Genomic DNA, 19484 nt, shown 5'->3' on the forward strand with positions numbered 1-19484 from the left:
ACCCTAGCACTCATATTTTTTAAAGACTATTTTTATGATTTAAGTACATTTTTGAATTATTTTATGATTTAAGCTTTTATATTTTTGAATTTTACTAATATCCATCTATTTTTATTATTAATGATACGCCTGACGTTTTTTGGTCACCATATAGAGTCGACCAACGCCCGCCCCGCATCACGTTTCAGCAGGTCATGTAATGAAGATTCCCGACGCAAACAAAGTGAGTATTTATGAACGATAAGTCAGTTTCTAAGTCCACATCTCAACTGGCCACCTTAATCCAAATGGGTAAAGAGCAAGGGTATCTGACCTATGCTGAGGTGAATGATCAGTTGCCTGACTCGATCACAGAAAGTGATCAAATCGAAGATATCGTGCAGATGTTAACCGACGTTGGTATCAAAATCTTTGAATCCGCGCCTGATGCTGATGACATCTTGATGAACGATGATTCTAATGATGATGAATCGGCAGCAGACGAAGCCGCCGCCGTATTGGCAGCGGTTGAAACCGATCCGGGTCGTACCACTGACCCTGTGCGTATGTATATGCGCGAGATGGGTACGGTTGACTTGCTGACCCGTGAAGGCGAAATTGCCATTGCCAAGCGTATCGAAGAAGGTATTCGTGACGTTCAGCACGCCATGTCTTATTGGCCGGGAACGGTGCAATTTGTACTAGATGAATATCAAAAAGTACAAGATGGCGAAAAGAAACTTTCTGACGTTATTACTGGCTTTTTAGATCCTGAGACTGAGGAAGACAAAGCGGCAACGTTAGCTGCGAAAGAGGCAGCAAAAGAAGAAGCCGCCGCCGCGAAAGAAGAGAAATTTCCTGTCATTAAAGCAAAATCTAAAGCCAAAATCGACTTAGACGATGACGAGGAAGAAGAAGTAGAAGTGGCTGAAGACGACGATGCCGAAGAAGAAACTGGTGGTATCGATCCAGAAGAAGTGCGCCTGCGTTTAGAAGAAATCGAAGGCTTATTTATTACTGCTAAACAAGCGTTGCTCGATTATGGTCGTGGTAGCGTACAAGCAAGCGAAGCTTATGAACAGCTCGCCTGCCGCTTCATGATGCTCAAACTTAATAATCGCCTATCAGACCAAGTCATGGCAATTATGCATGATGTGTATGACGACGTACGTAAGCAAGAACGTCAAATCATGCGTTTGGTGATTCGCCGTGGTCGTATGCCGCGTGAAGAATTCCGTAAGACCTTTCCAAGTAATGAAACCAACGTTGATTGGCTCACTGAACGTCTAAAAGGTAAGCCTGGCTTTGCCGCGACGTTAGAAAAAGTCACCGATGATGTAATTTTACTGCAACGTGCTATTCGTGATTACGAGCATAAGCTCGACATGGAAATCCACGACATGAAAGACGTCGCTCGCCGTATGGCAGTTGGTGAAGCTAAAGCCCGCCGTGCTAAGAAAGAAATGGTTGAAGCCAACCTACGTCTGGTCATTTCAATTGCTAAAAAGTATACCAACCGTGGTCTTCAGTTCTTGGATTTAATTCAGGAAGGTAATATTGGCTTGATGAAAGCGGTAGATAAATTTGAATATCGCCGTGGTTATAAATTCTCAACCTATGCGACATGGTGGATTCGTCAGGCAATCACCCGCTCTATCGCTGACCAAGCACGCACCATTCGTATTCCAGTGCATATGATTGAGACCATTAATAAAATTAATCGTGTCTCTCGTCAATTATTACAAGAAATGGGACGCGAGCCGACGCCTGAGGAATTAGGCGAACGCTTAGAGATGGATGAAGCTAAAGTCCGTAAAGTGCTTAAAATCGCTAAAGAACCGATCTCTATGGAAACCCCTATCGGTGATGATGAAGATTCACACCTAGGCGATTTCATTGAAGATGGTACGATTTCAAGCCCTGTTGACGATGCGACGGCTGCTGGTCTACGTGAAGCGACGCGTGATGTACTTGGTAACTTAACGGAACGTGAAGCACGCGTGCTGAAAATGCGTTTTGGTATCGATATGCCAACCGATCATACGCTAGAGGAAGTCGGTAAGCAGTTCGATGTCACGCGTGAGCGTATTCGTCAGATTGAAGCAAAAGCTTTACGTAAATTACGTCATCCATCACGTTCTGAACATTTGCGCTCGTTCCTTGAAAATGACTAGTGGTCTGCTAAAGACACAGTTCAATAACTAAAAATTAAACTGCCATAGAAAAAATACCATAGAAAAAGCTGAGCGTGTCTCAGCTTTTTTGTGCCTGTTAGATACTCTGTTTTTGGTATCATTTGGCTTAATTGAATACTCGCCCTATTTACAAAGTAATATAAATATTTTTCATCAATACCATGTTAATAATTACGCATTAAACTTTACTCACACTCCGGCAGCCCATACTCAATCCTATCAACAACTGCATGACGCTGTTTAACAATCAATCGATAGCCGTTAATCTCGCCGTTATATGGCAAATTACCTTTATACTTTTTATAATGCGCATGAATACACTGCTGCACTATTGATTCACGTTCTACATGATGAAGTTTGGCAATGTCATCAGGCAGGTATACGTTCGCCTTACTAGCGGCAACGCCACGAGACATCCAATTTGCGCCCGCAGTAAACTTAAAATTAATAACCGCTCGTAAACGATACTGAGATAGTGGATAAGGATAATTCGCTAAATCAAATTCTATTTGAGTAATATTGTCTGCAAACGTCTCGTATGGTATATCCAGCACTATCAGCAAGGCTTTTAAGAATTCATGTGCAGAGAAGTACGTATCAACATCGCTCCCATTTAGTCCTAATATATCGCTAGACAATACATGACGCAGACGGTCACAAGTTACTATGGTGTGTTGTTGAGGATAGCCCATTGCTTTGACGATATCTTGTGGGCGCAATTCAAGCTTGCCTATTTGACTGACAGCGTGTTTTGCCAAAGGATGACGAGGACTATAACGACTGGTATATTTAGAATAATTAAGATTTTGGCGGTTCATATTAGACATAGCTGACTCCTGAACTTCGACAACAAGAATATGAGGTAAGCCAAATTGCGGTTAATCTTCACCATAAAACGTTGCCTCATCCATCCAAACTATAGGGTCTTCGCACAGATGGACTAGGTGATACCAAATATCTTCGCTACGCGCGATACGGTGATGACCACGCTCGAAATATTCCACTTCCCAGCTCTCAGGTAAGTTTACAAACGTACGTCTGGCGACTGCCACATCCAAAGACTCATCATCGACCTCTATCATCACTCGCATCAGCTCAGTGTTAGAGGTAGGAAAAGACAGTTTCATATCAGCCACCTCTGGAATACGATCGGCTAACATTTCACTGGGATAGATACAGGGCGCAATCAAGAGCGCACGCAAATTGTATTTATGGGCAAAATGATTGGCAAACCAACCGCCAAGCGAATGCCCCGCTAATACTACTCGAGGATATTGCTTCATTTTCTCTTGAATCAATGCGTCATAAATCTCAAAGACCTCCTCAAAGTTATCTCGATAATTAACGGTCTGGCAATATTTAGGCTCACGTTTAATACAAGTGTATTTACTGGTCTCATTGCTCGAATCTAAACCGTGGAAAAATAGTAAAAATGTGTCGTTATTCTCAATGGGAAACATCATAACTCTCTCCTTTTTAAGGATTATTTTTATTAATAGTCAATGGTTTAACGTATTGATATAGCTTAGCTTAGAGAGTGTTTTTATTAGCACTATATGTTTGATACAAGCCAAGAATCTCCGCGCAAGCCGCCACTGGAATATCCTTCGCAAAACCCTCGTTAAACCAAAAATCATAAACCGCTTGGACAATCTCTTTTATCGCCTCGACGTCGTTAGGCTTTCGCTCTTGTAAATTATGGGCAATGTCTTTTGCTTGTATGTCAGACTCGTTATAGGGAGCACTCCAGCCCACAGCATACCGATACAGCACATCGTTAATAGCCAGTACAAATATGGCATTAGCCACACCAACAGCATCAATTAAATTATCCAATACCCAACAGCGTTCTTCATATACGGAAGGTTCAATCGGCATATCCGCACGCTCAGATATACAGTTAGCACTGACCATATGTGAAGGTTTGCTAAAATCATCCCACAGTAGTGTGTACGTCTCACCGATTCCGCCTTTCTTCACCACATTAAAATGCCAAACGGCATAATCGCTATTATGGCTATCAACCCCTTTATAAGGCACATCAATAAACCACTGCATCATTTCATCACTATCATACATAATATGATAGCTCCCGATACGCACGCCTTGATTGGGTAACACTTTAGTATATAAACGATCCATATCGTCTGAATAAAATTTCACTTTATCGAGATTTCTATCGCTTACATCACCGAGCTTGGCTTTAGCATCTGTTAGGTTTCTATACAACCTAAACGGCGCTACAAAGCTTAGCGTCTGATCGGTATTATTCACAAAATAAATATCATCTTCATAACTGTCAATAGACACGCTTCTAAGATAAAACAATGGGGTTTTCAGTGGGGGAGATTTACTATAATCCGGCAGTGACGGTAAACTTGAGAGTCTGGATACGCCTGACCACTGCACATTATCTATACGTTTTTGTTCAAAAGTATATTTTTTATTGGTCATAAGATTTTCCTTATTATTCTAAATTTAGTTTAGTAGAGCGTTATTTTAATATTTGCTTTTATTGGTACTACGAATTTTAAGTCAGCCGTATCGGTTCGCAGCTTTTTTAGCAACGTTATAAAGGTAAAATAAGTCAGTTAATTTGTTTAAGGTTAGTTTGTTGACAATAAAAGCTGTGTCACCAGCATTGGTATGCAGGCGATATTTGATTACTTTTATTTGTTGATTGATTGATTGATAATAAGAATGGTAGTCGTTAATACATGTTAAGAATACACGTCAAGAAATTTTAGATTTAACGCAAATAGTGCATTTAACACAAACAGCAGAGTTATGAGGTGAAGCATTGCGCTTCGAGGGTTAACTCCGTACTAAGATATCATTTTTTTCTGACTAAATATCTTACTGACTAAATATCTTACTGACTAAATAACTATAGTATAAAAATTGATAAAAAGAAAGAGACTAAAATAAAGTTTGCGACAACTACTGTCGTCTAAAGTTAGCAACATCTTAATAACCGCTTAGTGGACTGATACAAATCAATAATATTGACGATTGTATTATCGATTTTATATCAGCATTACTATATATCTTATAGCCCTTGAATATATAGATAAGCATCATTATAAATAGTAACTAAACACTTTATCTCTAACCCTTATTTACCTCGTAAAACTATCTTAAGGACTCTCCCATGAGTAATGATCAACAAAACCCTAAAAAAGAAGTCAACGTCTCTCAAATATCGCTTGCCAATGATGAAATCAAAGGCAAAAAAACCGACATTCAAAATCCTGAATTATGGGATTTTCCGATGAATTATCCCATGAGCATCATCGGTCATGAAGGTGAGAATGAGACGTTATTGAATGAAGTTAAGCTGATTTTGGGCAGTCAGTTTCCCGATTTTGACTTAGCGTCTATCGAAGTAAAGCCATCTAAAACAGGGCGTTTTCACTCTGCGCGGGTTAATTTATACTTAACAACGGCTGAACAAGTCAATACCCTATACGCCTCACTTGATGCCGCGACAACGGTACGTATCGTGATGTAGTCTAGGCATGTTAAACAAATGCTTACTTTTATAATAAATGACTGTCAATAATCACAATCGTCACGCTTTTGGGTGGCGATTTTTTGTGGTCTCAGGTACAATCAGCGCCCGTCATTATAAAGTCGCGCGCTTATATGACCAACTGTTTCAAAGTTACTGCCACAGCAAAATACAAGCATTTTATTTTATTTTTTTTACGAATTCGCCTATCCCTTGTCCCATCGCCCTTTGCTAAAAATTAGACCCCTCATAGCCTGTGGGCAACATAGTTTCTCTCTAAAATCAATATAGCATTTTTAAAATTTTCCCGCTATATTGTGCCTACTTAACGCCAAATACGCTATATCTAGTGTTTACTATGATTTCATTCATAGTAACTAACGGTATGCTTTTGTCTTTAAAAAAGCGTGAATATCATGTAAATAAGCGATAGCACGATAATAAGAACGTGCCGGATGTTATCCGTGCGCGATGAATATCAGTAGTAAACCAATATCAGTAATAAACCACCGAGGGCAGCATGACACATATTGATAAAATTAAAGTGACCAAACGCGATGGCAGTCTTGAGCTTATTAATTTAGATAAGATTCATAAGGTTATCGAGTGGGCAGCTCACAAGTTAAACAATGTGTCGGTATCACAAGTGGAGCTGAAGTCGCATATTCAGTTTTACGAAGGCATTAAAACTCGTGATATTCACGAAACCATCATTAAGTCGGCTGCGGATTTGATTTCTGAAGATACACCTGATTATCAGTATTTAGCAGCACGTTTGGCGATTTTTCACTTGCGCAAAATTGCTTATAATAAATTTACGCCGCCGCATTTGTTTGACCATGTGCAAAAGCTGACGGACGCGGGTAAATATGATGCGCATATCCTAGCGGATTATAGCCGTGAAGAATTTGAAGAACTCAATGAGTATGTTGACCACTGGCGCGATATGAATTTGGCATATGCGGCGGTTGAGCAAATGGCGGGGAAATATCTCGTGCAAGACCGTGTATCCAAGACGGTATATGAGAGCCCACAATTCTTATATATGCTGGTTGGTATGTGTCTGTTTGCCAATTATGAAAAGGGCGAGCGTCTGAACTATGTGAAGCGTTTTTATGACGCCACTTCACAATTTAAAATCTCCTTACCGACCCCGATTATGTCAGGCGTGCGTACGCCGTCGCGTCAGTTTAGCTCATGTGTGCTGATTGAATGTGGTGATAACTTAGATTCTATTAACGCGACCACTAGCGCCATCGTACGCTACGTATCGCAGCGTGCAGGTATTGGCATCAATGCCGGACGTATCCGCGCCCTTGGTAGCCCTATCCGTGGCGGTGAAGCGCAACATACTGGCTGTGTACCTTTTTATAAACTGTTCCAAACGGCAGTGAAATGTTGCTCACAAGGTGGCGTTCGTGGCGGTGCAGCGACGTTATTCTATCCATTATGGCATTTAGAAGTTGAGTCGCTATTAGTGCTTAAAAATAATCGCGGCGTAGAAGATAACCGTGTCCGTCATATGGATTATGGCGTTCAGCTCAATAAAACGCTCTATACCCGTTTGATTAAAAATCAAGATATCACCTTGTTTTCGCCCTCTGACGTGCCAGGCTTATACGATGCGTTCTTTGAAGACCAAGACAAATTTGAAGAGTTATATACCAAGTACGAGCAAGACAAAACCATTCGTCAGCGTCAAATTCCAGCGACAGAATTGTTTAGTCTCATGATGCAAGAACGTGCCAGCACCGGTCGTATTTATATTCAAAACGTCGATCACTGTAATACTCATAGCCCATTTGATGCCAGCGTTGCGCCAATTCGCCAATCCAATCTCTGTATGGAAATCGCGCTACCAACCAAACCACTTGATAATATCAATGACGAAGCAGGTGAGATTGCACTATGCACGCTATCGGCGGTGAACTTAGGTAAAGTTGAGCACGTGAGCGACATCGAAGAACCTGCTGAGCTGATTGTTCGTGCGCTAGATGCCCTGCTAGATTATCAAGACTATCCGGTAAAAGCCGCTGAAAATGGCAGTATGCGTCGCCGTACCTTAGGCGTTGGCGTGATTAACTATGCTTATTATTTGGCTAAAAATGGTGTGCGCTATTCTGACGACTCAGCCCTTAGTCTGACCCATCAAACCTTTGAAGCGTTGCAATTTTATCTCTTGAAAGCGTCAAATAAATTGGCAAAAGAGCAAGGTGCGTGTCCGGCATTTAACGAGACCACCTATTCGCAAGGTATATTGCCGATTGATACCTATAAGAAAGACTTGGATAAAATCTGCCAAGAGCCGCTACATCTTGATTGGGAAACGCTGCGCACTGAAATCACTACCCACGGTCTGCGTAACTCTACCCTAACCGCCTTGATGCCGTCTGAGACTTCGAGCCAGATTGCCAATGCCACCAATGGTATCGAGCCACCACGCGGCTTAGTTTCTATTAAAGCGTCAAAAGATGGCATCCTTAAGCAAGTCGTGCCTGACATTGACAAGCTCAAATATCAGTACGAGCTATTGTGGCAAATGCCGAACAATGACGGTTACCTAAAGCTGGTCGCTATCATGCAAAAGTTCGTCGACCAAAGTATCTCGGCAAATACCAACTATGACCCGACTCGCTTTGAAGGTCAGCGCGTACCGATGAAAGTGCTGCTCAAAGACTTATTGACGGCGTATAAACTTGGCGTAAAAACCTTGTATTACCACAATACTCGTGATGGCGCGAATGATGCCCAAGCGGATATGGAAGATGATTGTGCTGGCGGGGCTTGTAAGATTTAAAATTCTTGATGTTTAAGCGTAGGGTGCGTTTTACGCACCTAAAACGCATAAAAACTCATATTTTTTATTAAATGGTGCGTGGAACGCACCCTACGCCTCAATTTTAGATGTTATAGATACTTATTTTAAGTAGAGATTGGGACAGATATTAAAGTAGAGGGTGTTGAGATTATGGCTGAGATTATCAAGATAATAGTGTTTGGGATACTAGCATGGTTTTTTGTATTAAAAATTGTTATCCCATTAGCTTTGAATTTTTATTTCAAAAGCGATAGTTTTATTTCTATGAAAAACAATTTGGCACTGAATGCGGAAAAATGTAACGCGCTCAATGATCATATAGAAGATTTAAAACTATCTTATAGCGGCATGGAGTCTTTTGATTATGGTGAAGGGCAGCTGGTTGATAACAGCCGCTATAACATGCAAAGAAGGCAATGGGCTAATCAAGCCAATAATAGACGCACGCATCAATGTTCGGCATCAGTTGTCAAAAATGCTAATAATCAACCTTTTAAATATTTATGCAAGTATTTCAATATAAAAACTAATGAGGCGACTCTTGAGCAATTAGAGATGGTCTTAAATAATTTTTTGGCTGTTGAGCAGGGTCGTGTCTTATTGATTAATGAGAGAGATACGGTTGTGACCACAGTTATTGATTCTATACCTTGGGCAGTATGGCGGTATGATAAAGAGAGAGTAAAGCAAGAGCTTGGATTTACTCCCGTCAATCTAAATCAGCTACACTTTCCTGAATATACCTTCCAATATATTTCAGCAGGTGGAAACAGCTCATCATCATTTATTTTCAAGCTTAATTTGGATCAGCTAGAGCGTTTCGTTGGCTATTTATCTGAGATTGTGAAATTTAAAAAAAGTGCTGCAGGACAACGTTCATTAATGACTGCTAGACTCAGAGAGCAAATAAAACAAAGAGATAATTATACTTGTAAGATGTGTTATATCTCAACATCAAGCGAGAGAAACCTTTTACTTGAGATTGATCATATTATTCCAATATCCAAAGGCGGAATGACGACTGAGGATAATTTACAGGTTTTATGTTGGCGCTGTAACCGATCTAAAGGCTCTAAAGTGGCTTAATACAATGTATTAGCTTTAAAGCAAGCGTAGGTTGGGTGGAGCTTGCGACACCCAACGGTTTTAACTTAATAACTTGTTGGGTCTCATCCTTCGACACCAACCTACACTTAAACTAAGTGCCTGAATTGCTATAATTAAAACACATACAAAGCATAAAACCGACGGAGGTCATAGTGCAATATACCGCGATCATCAAAGACGGTGGTTTGTTTATCCCTAACGTATTTGCCGACCTAAATAATGGCAACGATGGGGGCGCGCACATTGTACAAGTCACCGTCGATATCGCAGCCGTTCGTCAGCAATTAAGTACAAGCACAGAACCAAAACAAGAAACCCCAAAGACGACAGCGCCAAGAGAAACAGCAGCAAAAGAGGCAAAAAAACCAGTCAAGAAGCAGCCAAAAAAAGAATTACCAAAAGTATCACAAGACCTTGATTTGGGAACACAGCGCAAGGGCGCTATCGATGAACTATCCGCATTAGACGATAGTGAGCTTAGCGAAATCTTTAAAGCCTATATGAACGATGGACAGACCCAGATATCGTTAGAGGATTTATAAATAGAACGGCTCATAAAGCGCTGATAACGCACTGTTGACCTTATTTCTACAGCATTATTTTTAAATTTATATTCATAATCGCACAACTTATAAAGGCAGTCCCATGACTTACTCGATTTTCTCTCAAACGCCAAATAACGCGCTCACTGAACCGATGTTTTTTGGTCAGCCAGTCAATATTGCCCGCTATGACCAGCAAAAGCACCCGATTTTTGAGCAATTGATTGAAAAGCAGCTGTCATTTTTTTGGCGTCCAGAAGAAGTCGATGTATCAAAAGACCGTATCGACTTTGGCAATTTATCCTCGCATGAACAGCATATTTTTTTAAGTAATCTTAAGTATCAGACCCTACTCGACTCGATTCAAGGTCGTAGCCCAAACGTGGTTTTGCTGCCACTGGTATCGATTCCTGAGCTGGAGACATGGATTGAGACATGGTCATTTTCTGAGACCATTCACTCACGCAGTTATACCCATATTATCCGTAATATCGTCAATGACCCAAGTCTGATATTCGATGACATTATGACCAATGAGCATATTTTGGAGCGTGCCTCCGATATCGCGCAATATTACGATGAGCTGTATCATAGCTCGCAGCTGTATAGCTCATACGGTGCGGGCACGCATACGATTAATGGTAAAGAAGTGACCGTTAATTTAAAATCGCTGAAAAAACAGCTGTATTTGTGCATTGTGGCGGTTAACGTATTAGAAGCGATTCGTTTTTATGTGTCGTTTGCCTGCTCGTTTGCCTTTGCTGAACGCAAGCTAATGGAAGGTAATGCCAAAATTATCAAGCTGATTGCCCGTGATGAAGCACTGCATTTAACCGGCACGCAGCATATGATTAACCTGATGCGTAATGGTAAAGACGACCCAGAAATGGCGCAGATTGCCAATGAATGTTACGAGCAGAGTATTGAGATATTCAAAAAAGCAGCTGAACAAGAAAAAGCATGGGCTGGCTATTTATTTAAAGACGGCTCAATGATTGGGCTGAATAAAGACATTTTATGCCAATATATTGAATATATCACCAATTTACGTATGGAAGCGGTTGGCTTGCCGTCCGCGTTCCCGAATTCGAAATCAAACCCAATTCCGTGGATTAATACGTGGTTGTCGTCGGATAATGTGCAAGTTGCGCCGCAAGAGACCGAAATCAGCTCGTATTTGGTTGGGCAAATTGATTCCGATTTATCAAACACTGATTTTGATGACTTTGAATTATAAGCTTTGAGTTATAGGATTTGAATTATAAAGTTTAAGCTATAGGATTTGAGTGATAACTTTTTAATGGTAAAAATAGCTAACGAGTTTAATAAATTTTTGCTGATTTTTTGCGCGATAACGCCTTGTAGGATGAATGATGACTTGGGTAATGACCAGTAAGATGCAATTCTATTTACACGATGATGAGAGTCTGCTTGATGGCTTGTTGCGTACAGGTCACGATGTCAATTATCAGTGCCGCGAAGGTTATTGTGGTAGCTGCCGTGTGCGCAACGTGTCCAGCTCACATCCAATCGCTTATCCGTTTGTACCATTAGCAATGCTGGAAGAAGATGAGATACTGCCGTGTTGCTGTCGAGTGCAAGGCGTGATTCATATCGACCATGAACTGATATCAGAATAATTGGTTAGATTTTTACGCTTTATCATTATTGATTACACATTAATTAGTCATCAGCCACGAAAAAGCGCGCTATCTTGGGTAAGATAGCGCGCTTTTTTTATTCATTTTATCAAATACTTACCAGCTATTTGTGATAAGAATTAAGCCTATTTATCGTTTAGCTGCGTCTTGTTCAAACAATTTTAGCAGCTCTTCACGCATACGTAGACGCTCTTCTTCAGACATCGGTGGTGCATCTTGACTCTGATCCTGACCTTCATAGTCGTGCTGATAGCTTGGTTGCCCTGCAGCGCTTCCATCATAAATAATGGTAGGTTGCTCGACTTCTTCTTGAGGTGGACGCTCCATCAGTATGATTTTCACCTGTCTATTTTTACCGCCACGTAGTATTTGTGCATTGAGCTCAGTGTTAGGCGGTTTACGTGCCACATACTGTACCAAGGTATTGTCATCGGTCATCTCAACGCCATCAATAGATAGGATGATATCACCTACTTTTAGACCGCTTTTAGCTGCTGAACCTTGAGGAATAACATTCAATACTTCCACGCCCGTTGAACTCTCTAAGCGCGTGGGATCACGCATCTGTGATTGTATCTCAATCCCTAACCAACCACGACTGACGCGACCGTCTTTAATTAAGGCATTCATCACTTGTTCAACCAGTGCAGTTGGAATGGCAAAACCAATACCCATCGAGCCGCCTGAACGCGAAAAAATGACCGTATTAATACCAACCAGCTCGCCCTTAGCATCAACTAAAGCACCACCTGAATTACCGGGGTTAATTGCCGCATCGGTTTGGATAAAGTCTTCAAACTTATTGACCCCAAGCCCAGTACGACCAGTTGCCGAAATAATGCCTTGAGTGACCGTTTGCCCGACACCAAATGGGTTTCCAATGGCTAATGCGACATCACCAACACGACTGGGTGCTTCACGGAAAGCCAGTGGTGTTAATCCAGTCATATCCACTTTAATTACCGCCAAGTCGCTATCAGGATCAGTACCAATAATTCTGGCGCGAGTCTTACGACCATCGCTCAGTGCCACTGTAATCTCATCGGCTTTTTCAATAACGTGAGCATTGGTGACGATATAACCGTCTTGTGACACAATAACACCAGAGCCTAAATTGGTATCTCCTTGGTTTTCTTGGTCACCACCATGAAATTCATAAAAGCGCCGCAGGACGGGATCATCCATATACGGATGTTCTGCCATTTTTTGAGTGGTATAAATATTAACTACAGACTGCGACGCCCGCGCTACAGCATCATGATAAGAGGATATCGGTTCTGCACCCTCACTCGTTGGCGCAGTGATTTGTTGCTCAGCAGCGGGCGCGACAGGTTTTTCCCATTTTGCCTCTGATGGTGTCCTCATACTCGTAAACCACCAGACAAACGCTGCAATGACTATCAGCAATAAAACCCAAGGCAGCCATTTTACAACCGCTGCCTTATTATTGGTGTTCGGGGATGACGACATACAAAGACCTCTATACAGATAAGATGACCAATAGGTAGTGACAATTTTGATAGTAAGAAACTTTAATAAATGCTGGCAAGCTTTATGTTATAGGTGCTTGCACGTATGCAAAGTATAACTGGCATCACGATAAAATAGTAACGCATCGTGTACCATTTCAGTTATTACCCTTACCTGTCTGTTTACCACGCTATGATAATATAATAACGATTAATAAATGGTAAATACGCGACACTTTTTATTAACATTAAAATAAATACTCATTTAGAATAGATAATCATCAGGAAATAATATGACCATTCAAAATAACGCTGCACCCTTATCAACGACTGCGATAGGCACACTGATAACCGCCCAAACACTCACACAATTTTGTGATAATTACTTATCTGCTGCTGCGTTCAAAGACTATGCGCCTAATGGATTACAAGTCGATGGCGGGCAGCCGATTCAGCGTATTGTCACTGGAGTCACCGCTTGCGAGGCTTTGATTGATGCGGCGATCGCTATTAATGCGAATGCTATTATGGTACATCATGGCTACTTTTGGAAAGGTGAACCTGAGCCTATAGTAGGCATAAAAGGTCAACGTATCCGTAAGTTATTACAGCATGGTATTTCTCTTATCGCCTACCATCTACCGCTCGATGCGCATTCCGTTATTGGTAATAATGCCAAACTTGCCGAGATGCTAGGGCTCACCATCACTGGCGCACTGTATCCTAATGAAACGCATCCAGTGGGTAATATCGCCACTTGTGCGCCGCAAAGTGCGGACAGCCTGATCGCTACTATTAACCACGCCTTAGGACGTGCGCCATTGCATATAGCGGCTGATTATATTGCTCCTCATGCCAATCAGTCTCATACTCATACAGCTCAATCCAAGCTCATCGAACGTGTGGGTTTATGCAGCGGTGGTGCACAAGATATGATTGAGCAAGCAGCGGCTATGGGCTGTGATGCCTATATATCTGGTGAAATATCAGAGCGTACCACCCATAGCGCGCGCGAGCTTGGGATTGACTACTTTGCGTGCGGTCATCACGCCACAGAGCGCGGTGGTATTCAAGCATTAGGCGAGCTGGTTGCACAGCATTTTGACATCCCAGTGACGTTTATCGATATCGATAATCCTGCTTGACCAATTTATGCTGCTTAATAAAGCTTCTTACCAATTATCAAAACAAGTCGAAACAATACGAACATTGCCCGCTGATAGGCTTATTGTTAAGTATTATTACTTAACAATTAATCTCACTTGAATAATAAACCTATATACCGCACATAATAGAAACTGTACTAAAATATATGTAACAGAACGTTTTATCATGAAACTTCCCATCTACTACAGCCTTCAATTATGGTATTCGGTATTTAGACGAGCATTGTCCTATTTTCTTTTTATAGTACAGCAAGATAATACCGCAAAACAGCAGCTTATCGGCAAACAGACGAGGCAAGCGCTTATCCTAAATAAGCGCTTGCGGGTCATGTTAGGGTCTGCGCTTCTGTTGTAATCATTTATTCATGACCTTACCTTAGCTTAAATATATTGTGCTCGATATCACTCGCCCTTATATGAGCTATAAAATGCAGTGCTAATATTAATAACCTATTAATAATAAGCAGCGCATTTTTTAAAATTTTAGTTTGACTGCTATTTACTTTTCAAATATCAGTATGAGCTATTTTTTTAAGGTAAGCAGGATGGCTATTATCAGGAGACATCTATGCCGCGTATGACTTATCGCGCCAAACTATCGGTGCGCGCTGCTAAACGCCGTATCTCTCATTTACTGCACTCAAACAGCCCCACAATTAACCTTGTCAACGATTCTATTGATGCTAATGCTGTTGACGCTAGTACTATTGATGCTAATTCAGTTGATGCTAGTTGCACCCTTGCTGCGCCTACTGTCCTACCTGTCAAACGCTTTCGTAAAACCAAGCAACTGGTGCAAATATCAAGTATTGCCTTGCTATCGCTACCCGCGCAAAGCCTAACCACCATGAATATAAATACGCAAATACCCGCTTATAATAAGGTCATGCTACAAAAAACGTTAACCGTTGCTGCCGTACCGGGTGATACGACCTATTTTGCTACTGATGGCTTCCAACATGGTTTTGGCTACGACTTAGTGCGTGGCTATGCCGATGAGCTTGGGGTGACAATTACTCTCAAAGCGTATGCCAGTGATGAGGCAGCGTTGCGCGCGGTACAATTTGGCGCTGCCGATATAGCGTTGACAACCGCAAGCACGCAACTTCGAAATGAACTGGCACTGCCCTCTATCAATGTCAGCTGTGGCTATGATAGCAGCTTGACCAACAACGGGCTAAATCCTAAAGTCAGCTGGGCATTTAGACAACCTCACGACCCATTATCCCAAAAAGCCAGCCATTTCCTATGTGATAGTATCAAATTAGACAGCACCCAAAATTTAGCCGCATTTTATAATCAAAACTTACTCAAAGATACTTATAGTCAGCAGCACTTTCAACAAACCCTGACTGAGAAATTACCCGTTTATCAATACTCATTTGTCAAACAGGCGAAAAATTATAATCATGATTGGCAACTACTGGTAGCAATGGGTTATCAAGAGTCGCATCTCAATGCCGATGCCGTGTCACCAACAGGCGTGCGTGGTCTGATGATGTTGACCAATAGTACCGCTAAAGCGATGGGCGTCTCTAATCGCGTTGATCCCATGCAAAGTATCGGTGGCGGGGCGCGCTATCTAGAAGAGATGAAAGCAGACTTTGCAGATGTGCCAAACACAGATCGTATCTGGTTTGCGCTTGCCGCTTATAATATGGGTCCAAATGCGATTAAAAATATTCAAAAAACGCTTATTGCAGAGGGTGTTAACGATAAAAATTGGGCAAATATCTATGCCTATCTCTCAGCAAATAAAGCCTCCAATAGCCGTTATGGTCAAGCCATGCAGTATGTGACTAATATCAGAAGTTATCTTGAGACCATTAAGATGCAAACGGTCTAATCAAACACGATATTAAAAAACTTGCAATAAAAAAGCTGCTCTTGTAAAAGGACAGCTTTTTTATTGCGATAAATACTAAGCAAAGATTTAGCTAGAACAATGCTATTTAATTAGGACAATGCTAATGCTACATACGATTGGGCACAACCATACGCTGCCCAAGCTGTAACATGGCATCAACGGCAATCTTGTTCATATCAGCAAGTTCCTGTGTTGAGACACCATATTTACGTGCGAGCCCAATCAGACTATCGCCTGATCCTACTGTATAACTGATGGTAGCTTTGGGTACTTTGATGGTTTGCCCAAGTTGTAACTGTGCATTGGTCGCCATATTATTAGTTGTTGCTAAGTCGTCGACTGACACACCAAAACGCCGCGCCAAGGCAATCAAACCATCACCAGCTTGGACTTTATAGTTCTCGGTATTACTGAGATTTTTACCACTACTCGTATTACTAGCTGTATTCGCACTTGGGACGTTACGACTCGGGCTTGGCGCTGTACTTGCAGTTGCAGTTGGATTAGCTTTCGGTGCATTACTGACACTGCTACTTCCTTTTGCAGGAATAGTAATGGTGCGTCCTAATATTAAGTTCGATGTACTGGTCAGATCATTGGCAGATGCTAAGTCACTTATCGAAATGTTATAACGCTTAGCAAGCCCCGTTAAGCTATCACCCGCTTCAACTTTGTAGCTGACCGGTTTATCATTTAGTTGGCGCTCAACCTCTACTTTAGGTACCTCTACTTTAGCTACTGGTACTTTAGCTACTGGTACTTTAATGACCTGCCCAGCTTGCAGACGTGCTTGAGCATCAAAGTTACTATTGACGGCAGCCACTTGAGCCGCAGTCATACCAATACTGTTAGCAATGCCACTTAACGTTTCACCCGACTTTACCGTATAGTTACTGGTAGGCGTTGTTGAGCTACTTGCAGTACTATTATTAGTATTGTTGCTATTGCTATTAACAGTAGAGCTTGTACTGTTAGAGCTACTTGTGCTGTTAGAGCTGGTAGCACTAGAACTACTGGCACTATTTTTTACAGGTTGGGTCACTTTTCCGGCAATCAACCACAGCTTTTGACCTTTTAATAAATCAGTACGGGTGCTTAAGTTGTTATAACTGGAAAGTTGGCTAACTGACAGACCAAAACGATTTGCTGTACCCGTTAAGGTATCGCCCGCTTGCACGATATAGCTTTCAGGTTGACTGGTAGCGGTACTGGTATTGGCAGCGCTCAACGGCGCAATGGTTTTGGCATCATATAAATATAATGTACTACCAGAGAATAATTTAGTACTCGCGTCTATTTGGTTCCATTCAGCGATATCACGCCAGCTGACTCCGGCGCGCGAGGCGATATTAGATAAAGTATCACCATTTTTTACGGTATAGACGGTACGAATACCTTTCGGTTTTGGCGCACTAGTTGGCGTATTCGCAAAGCTAAGTTTCTTATCTTTACCGCTCGCCTCTAGGATAGATTGCTGCGTCTGTATCGCTGATAGATTAATATTACCATCAGCATTCACTACATCTTTAACTTCAGGCGTTTGCCGCATGATTTGCGCGGCAATGAAGTCGCGCTCTTCTCTAGTCAATGCTGGTTCTTGGATAATCGTATTATTTTGGGTAATTTGGGCTGAAGTGGTCGGTAAGCTGTTACTATTTTGTAGCTCAGTGTTAATTTTACCAATTTCTGTACTGGTAACAGGTGGCTCTTTGCTAATAGACGCACTACTACTATAAACAGAGGTACTGGTTGGCTTAGAAGACGGTGGAATATAACTGGTCGTCTGCTGTGGTACACGAGCACTGGCAGCATATTCAGCCAAGCCACCACCTGTTGAGGGTAATGATGAGCTCGAATAAGGTTGGCTATTATAGCTTGGCGTTGTACTGCTTGGACTTGGACTCGGTGTATAGCTAGGGCTCGGGGTGTACGTCGGACTTGGTGTGTAGCTTGGGCTGCCACTACTAGCCGCGCTAGAGGCTATCACATTACTGGTGCCATTACCTCTTAATGAGCTAAGCTTGGCATCGATATTGAGATTCACATCATGAGGAATCACGACTCGCTGTGGACCTGAAGCATCAATGCGTGCTGACGTTAGCGCAGGATTCAGCTTGAGTAACTCATCATTACTTACACCCGTGAGTTGCGACACTTCAGCTAAGCTCACACCATAGTTAACCGGCACACTACGAAAATGCTGACGGTTAGCAATCGCTGGCAAATACACATTATACTGTTCAGGCTTAGAGACAATATCCGCTACGGCTAAAAAGCGTGGCACATAGTTCATCGTTTCTGTAGGCAGTCTAAGTGACCAATAATCCGTTGGTAGCCCTTGAGCGGCATTGGCATCAATCGCTTTTTGCACACGTCCAGGACCCGCATTATATGCTGCTAAAGCCAACTCCCAGCTTCCAAACTGATTGTGTAGAGCAGTTAGAAAATCATAGGCGGCACGTGTAGATTCGATAACATCACGACGACCATCATAGCTGCTACTTTGATTTAGACCATAAATACGACCCGTACTAGGAATAAACTGCCACAAACCTGCGGCAGCAGCACTACTCGTTCCAGTCGGATCATAAGAGCTCTCAATTACTGGTAACAATGCAAGCTCAGTTGGGATATTACGACGCTCTGCTTCCCGCACTGTATGATACAAGTAACGACTTGAACGTGCAGTTAAGCGATTTAGATAATCTTGGCGACTGGTGAACCAACTTTTTTGCGCTTCAATACGTGGGTCATATTTCACTTTCCCACCATTCATCTTATAACCCGCACGCAACCTATTCCATAAGTCACCGTATTGTTGAATCGCCAGCTGATTACTCTCAACCATAGTCATATCTGTGGCTTCTAACAAATCCGCCAATTCATCTAGGCTTTCCGCATCTAGATAGATAGTGGAATAATCTTTACTAGTCGTTGGTCTAGCAGTCGCGGCAGTCTGATTAACTGGACGTTTGGTCACCACAGGCGTAGTAGTAGTCGCACCCGTATTGCTCGCAGTCGGAGTACTACTACACGCACTGATGAGTAAAGTTGACACCGCCAGCGTCAGTGGTAAAGCAATAAACGAGCGAGACATTGATGACACAGTAGACATGATAATAGAATTTTCCTAACGAATGAATTGAAAGTAGTATATGTATTTATATGG

General features: G+C 41.9%; 14 protein-coding genes. 9 read left to right on the plus strand and 5 right to left on the minus strand.

Translation table 11 applies throughout. The features are described 5' to 3' along the window. Window positions 1-233: 233 nt before the first annotated feature. Entirely contained in the window at window positions 234-2153 is a 1920-nt protein-coding gene (gene rpoD / locus AOC03_RS01990; RefSeq protein ID WP_062533365.1) for an RNA polymerase sigma factor RpoD, read from the plus strand. 206 nt (window positions 2154-2359) lie between these two features. On the opposite strand, the gene AOC03_RS01995 is transcribed toward rpoD, so the two are convergent. From AOC03_RS01995 to AOC03_RS02005, 3 genes are all read right to left on the minus strand, one after another. Next, complete coding sequence (locus AOC03_RS01995) at window positions 2360-3001, minus strand: hypothetical protein (protein ID WP_227514265.1); 642 nt, start codon at window positions 2999-3001, stop codon at window positions 2360-2362. Between the two features lie 51 nt (window positions 3002-3052). Continuing rightward, window positions 3053-3637, minus strand: coding sequence for a YqiA/YcfP family alpha/beta fold hydrolase (locus AOC03_RS02000; protein WP_062533366.1), 585 nt, complete (start codon window positions 3635-3637; stop codon window positions 3053-3055). Between the two features lie 67 nt (window positions 3638-3704). Continuing rightward, on the minus strand, window positions 3705-4628 hold the full coding sequence (locus AOC03_RS02005; RefSeq protein WP_062533367.1) for a hypothetical protein: 924 nt from the start codon (window positions 4626-4628) through the stop codon (window positions 3705-3707). A gap of 697 nt (window positions 4629-5325) precedes the next feature. Here AOC03_RS02005 and AOC03_RS02010 point away from each other — a divergent pair. The 6 genes from AOC03_RS02010 (at window position 5326) to yfaE (ending at window position 11792) form a co-directional block, all read left to right on the plus strand. Further along, window positions 5326-5685 carry a YbeD family protein gene (locus AOC03_RS02010; protein ID WP_062533368.1) on the plus strand — a complete coding sequence of 120 codons (360 nt, stop codon included), beginning with the start codon at window positions 5326-5328 and terminating at the stop codon, window positions 5683-5685. A 520-nt stretch (window positions 5686-6205) separates the two neighbouring features. After that, entirely contained in the window at window positions 6206-8482 is a 2277-nt protein-coding gene (nrdA, locus tag AOC03_RS02015; RefSeq protein ID WP_062533369.1) for a class 1a ribonucleoside-diphosphate reductase subunit alpha, read from the plus strand. 171 nt (window positions 8483-8653) lie between these two features. Further along, the gene (locus AOC03_RS02020; protein WP_062533370.1) at window positions 8654-9589 is read left to right on the plus strand and encodes an HNH endonuclease; all 936 of its coding nucleotides are present in this window, start codon (window positions 8654-8656) and stop codon (window positions 9587-9589) included. A gap of 173 nt (window positions 9590-9762) precedes the next feature. Then, on the plus strand, window positions 9763-10152 hold the full coding sequence (locus AOC03_RS02025; RefSeq protein ID WP_062533371.1) for a hypothetical protein: 390 nt from the start codon (window positions 9763-9765) through the stop codon (window positions 10150-10152). A 103-nt stretch (window positions 10153-10255) separates the two neighbouring features. Further along, on the plus strand, window positions 10256-11389 hold the full coding sequence (nrdB, locus tag AOC03_RS02030) for a class Ia ribonucleoside-diphosphate reductase subunit beta (protein WP_062533372.1): 1134 nt from the start codon (window positions 10256-10258) through the stop codon (window positions 11387-11389). A 136-nt stretch (window positions 11390-11525) separates the two neighbouring features. Continuing rightward, the gene (yfaE, locus tag AOC03_RS02035; protein WP_062533373.1) at window positions 11526-11792 is read left to right on the plus strand and encodes a class I ribonucleotide reductase maintenance protein YfaE; all 267 of its coding nucleotides are present in this window, start codon (window positions 11526-11528) and stop codon (window positions 11790-11792) included. Window positions 11793-11942: 150 nt separating this feature from the next. Here yfaE and AOC03_RS02040 read toward each other — a convergent pair whose 3' ends face one another. Further along, window positions 11943-13283 (minus strand): S1C family serine protease, encoded by a 1341-nt coding sequence (locus AOC03_RS02040; RefSeq protein WP_062533374.1) that lies wholly within the window; start codon window positions 13281-13283, stop codon window positions 11943-11945. A 292-nt stretch (window positions 13284-13575) separates the two neighbouring features. Here AOC03_RS02040 and AOC03_RS02045 point away from each other — a divergent pair, with 292 nt between their 5' ends. Next, on the plus strand, window positions 13576-14427 hold the full coding sequence (locus AOC03_RS02045; RefSeq protein WP_062533375.1) for a Nif3-like dinuclear metal center hexameric protein: 852 nt from the start codon (window positions 13576-13578) through the stop codon (window positions 14425-14427). Window positions 14428-15016: 589 nt separating this feature from the next. Continuing rightward, window positions 15017-16294 (plus strand): transglycosylase SLT domain-containing protein, encoded by a 1278-nt coding sequence (locus tag AOC03_RS02050; protein WP_062533376.1) that lies wholly within the window; start codon window positions 15017-15019, stop codon window positions 16292-16294. Window positions 16295-16421: 127 nt separating this feature from the next. Here the strand turns inward: AOC03_RS02050 and AOC03_RS02055 are convergent, their stop codons facing one another. Then, window positions 16422-19430 carry a LysM peptidoglycan-binding domain-containing protein gene (locus tag AOC03_RS02055; protein WP_062533377.1) on the minus strand — a complete coding sequence of 1003 codons (3009 nt, stop codon included), beginning with the start codon at window positions 19428-19430 and terminating at the stop codon, window positions 16422-16424. Window positions 19431-19484: the final 54 nt, after the last annotated feature.

The organism is Psychrobacter urativorans (genome assembly GCF_001298525.1).
Classification (GTDB): Bacteria; Pseudomonadota; Gammaproteobacteria; order Pseudomonadales; family Moraxellaceae; genus Psychrobacter; species Psychrobacter urativorans_A.

Bases quoted from the DNA above. Each gene is read 5' to 3' on its own strand.
- rpoD (WP_062533365.1), top strand. From the start codon at position 234: ATGAACGATAAGTCAGTTTCTAAGTCCACATCTCAACTGGCCACCTTA.
- AOC03_RS01995 (WP_227514265.1), bottom strand. From the start codon at position 3,001: ATGTCTAATATGAACCGCCAAAATCTTAATTATTCTAAATATACCAGT.
- AOC03_RS02000 (WP_062533366.1), bottom strand. From the start codon at position 3,637: ATGATGTTTCCCATTGAGAATAACGACACATTTTTACTATTTTTCCAC.
- AOC03_RS02005 (WP_062533367.1), bottom strand. From the start codon at position 4,628: ATGACCAATAAAAAATATACTTTTGAACAAAAACGTATAGATAATGTG.
- AOC03_RS02010 (WP_062533368.1), top strand. From the start codon at position 5,326: ATGAGTAATGATCAACAAAACCCTAAAAAAGAAGTCAACGTCTCTCAA.
- nrdA (WP_062533369.1), top strand. From the start codon at position 6,206: ATGACACATATTGATAAAATTAAAGTGACCAAACGCGATGGCAGTCTT.
- AOC03_RS02020 (WP_062533370.1), top strand. From the start codon at position 8,654: ATGGCTGAGATTATCAAGATAATAGTGTTTGGGATACTAGCATGGTTT.
- nrdB (WP_062533372.1), top strand. From the start codon at position 10,256: ATGACTTACTCGATTTTCTCTCAAACGCCAAATAACGCGCTCACTGAA.
- yfaE (WP_062533373.1), top strand. From the start codon at position 11,526: ATGACTTGGGTAATGACCAGTAAGATGCAATTCTATTTACACGATGAT.
- AOC03_RS02040 (WP_062533374.1), bottom strand. From the start codon at position 13,283: ATGTCGTCATCCCCGAACACCAATAATAAGGCAGCGGTTGTAAAATGG.
- AOC03_RS02045 (WP_062533375.1), top strand. From the start codon at position 13,576: ATGACCATTCAAAATAACGCTGCACCCTTATCAACGACTGCGATAGGC.
- AOC03_RS02050 (WP_062533376.1), top strand. From the start codon at position 15,017: ATGCCGCGTATGACTTATCGCGCCAAACTATCGGTGCGCGCTGCTAAA.
- AOC03_RS02055 (WP_062533377.1), bottom strand. From the start codon at position 19,430: ATGTCTACTGTGTCATCAATGTCTCGCTCGTTTATTGCTTTACCACTG.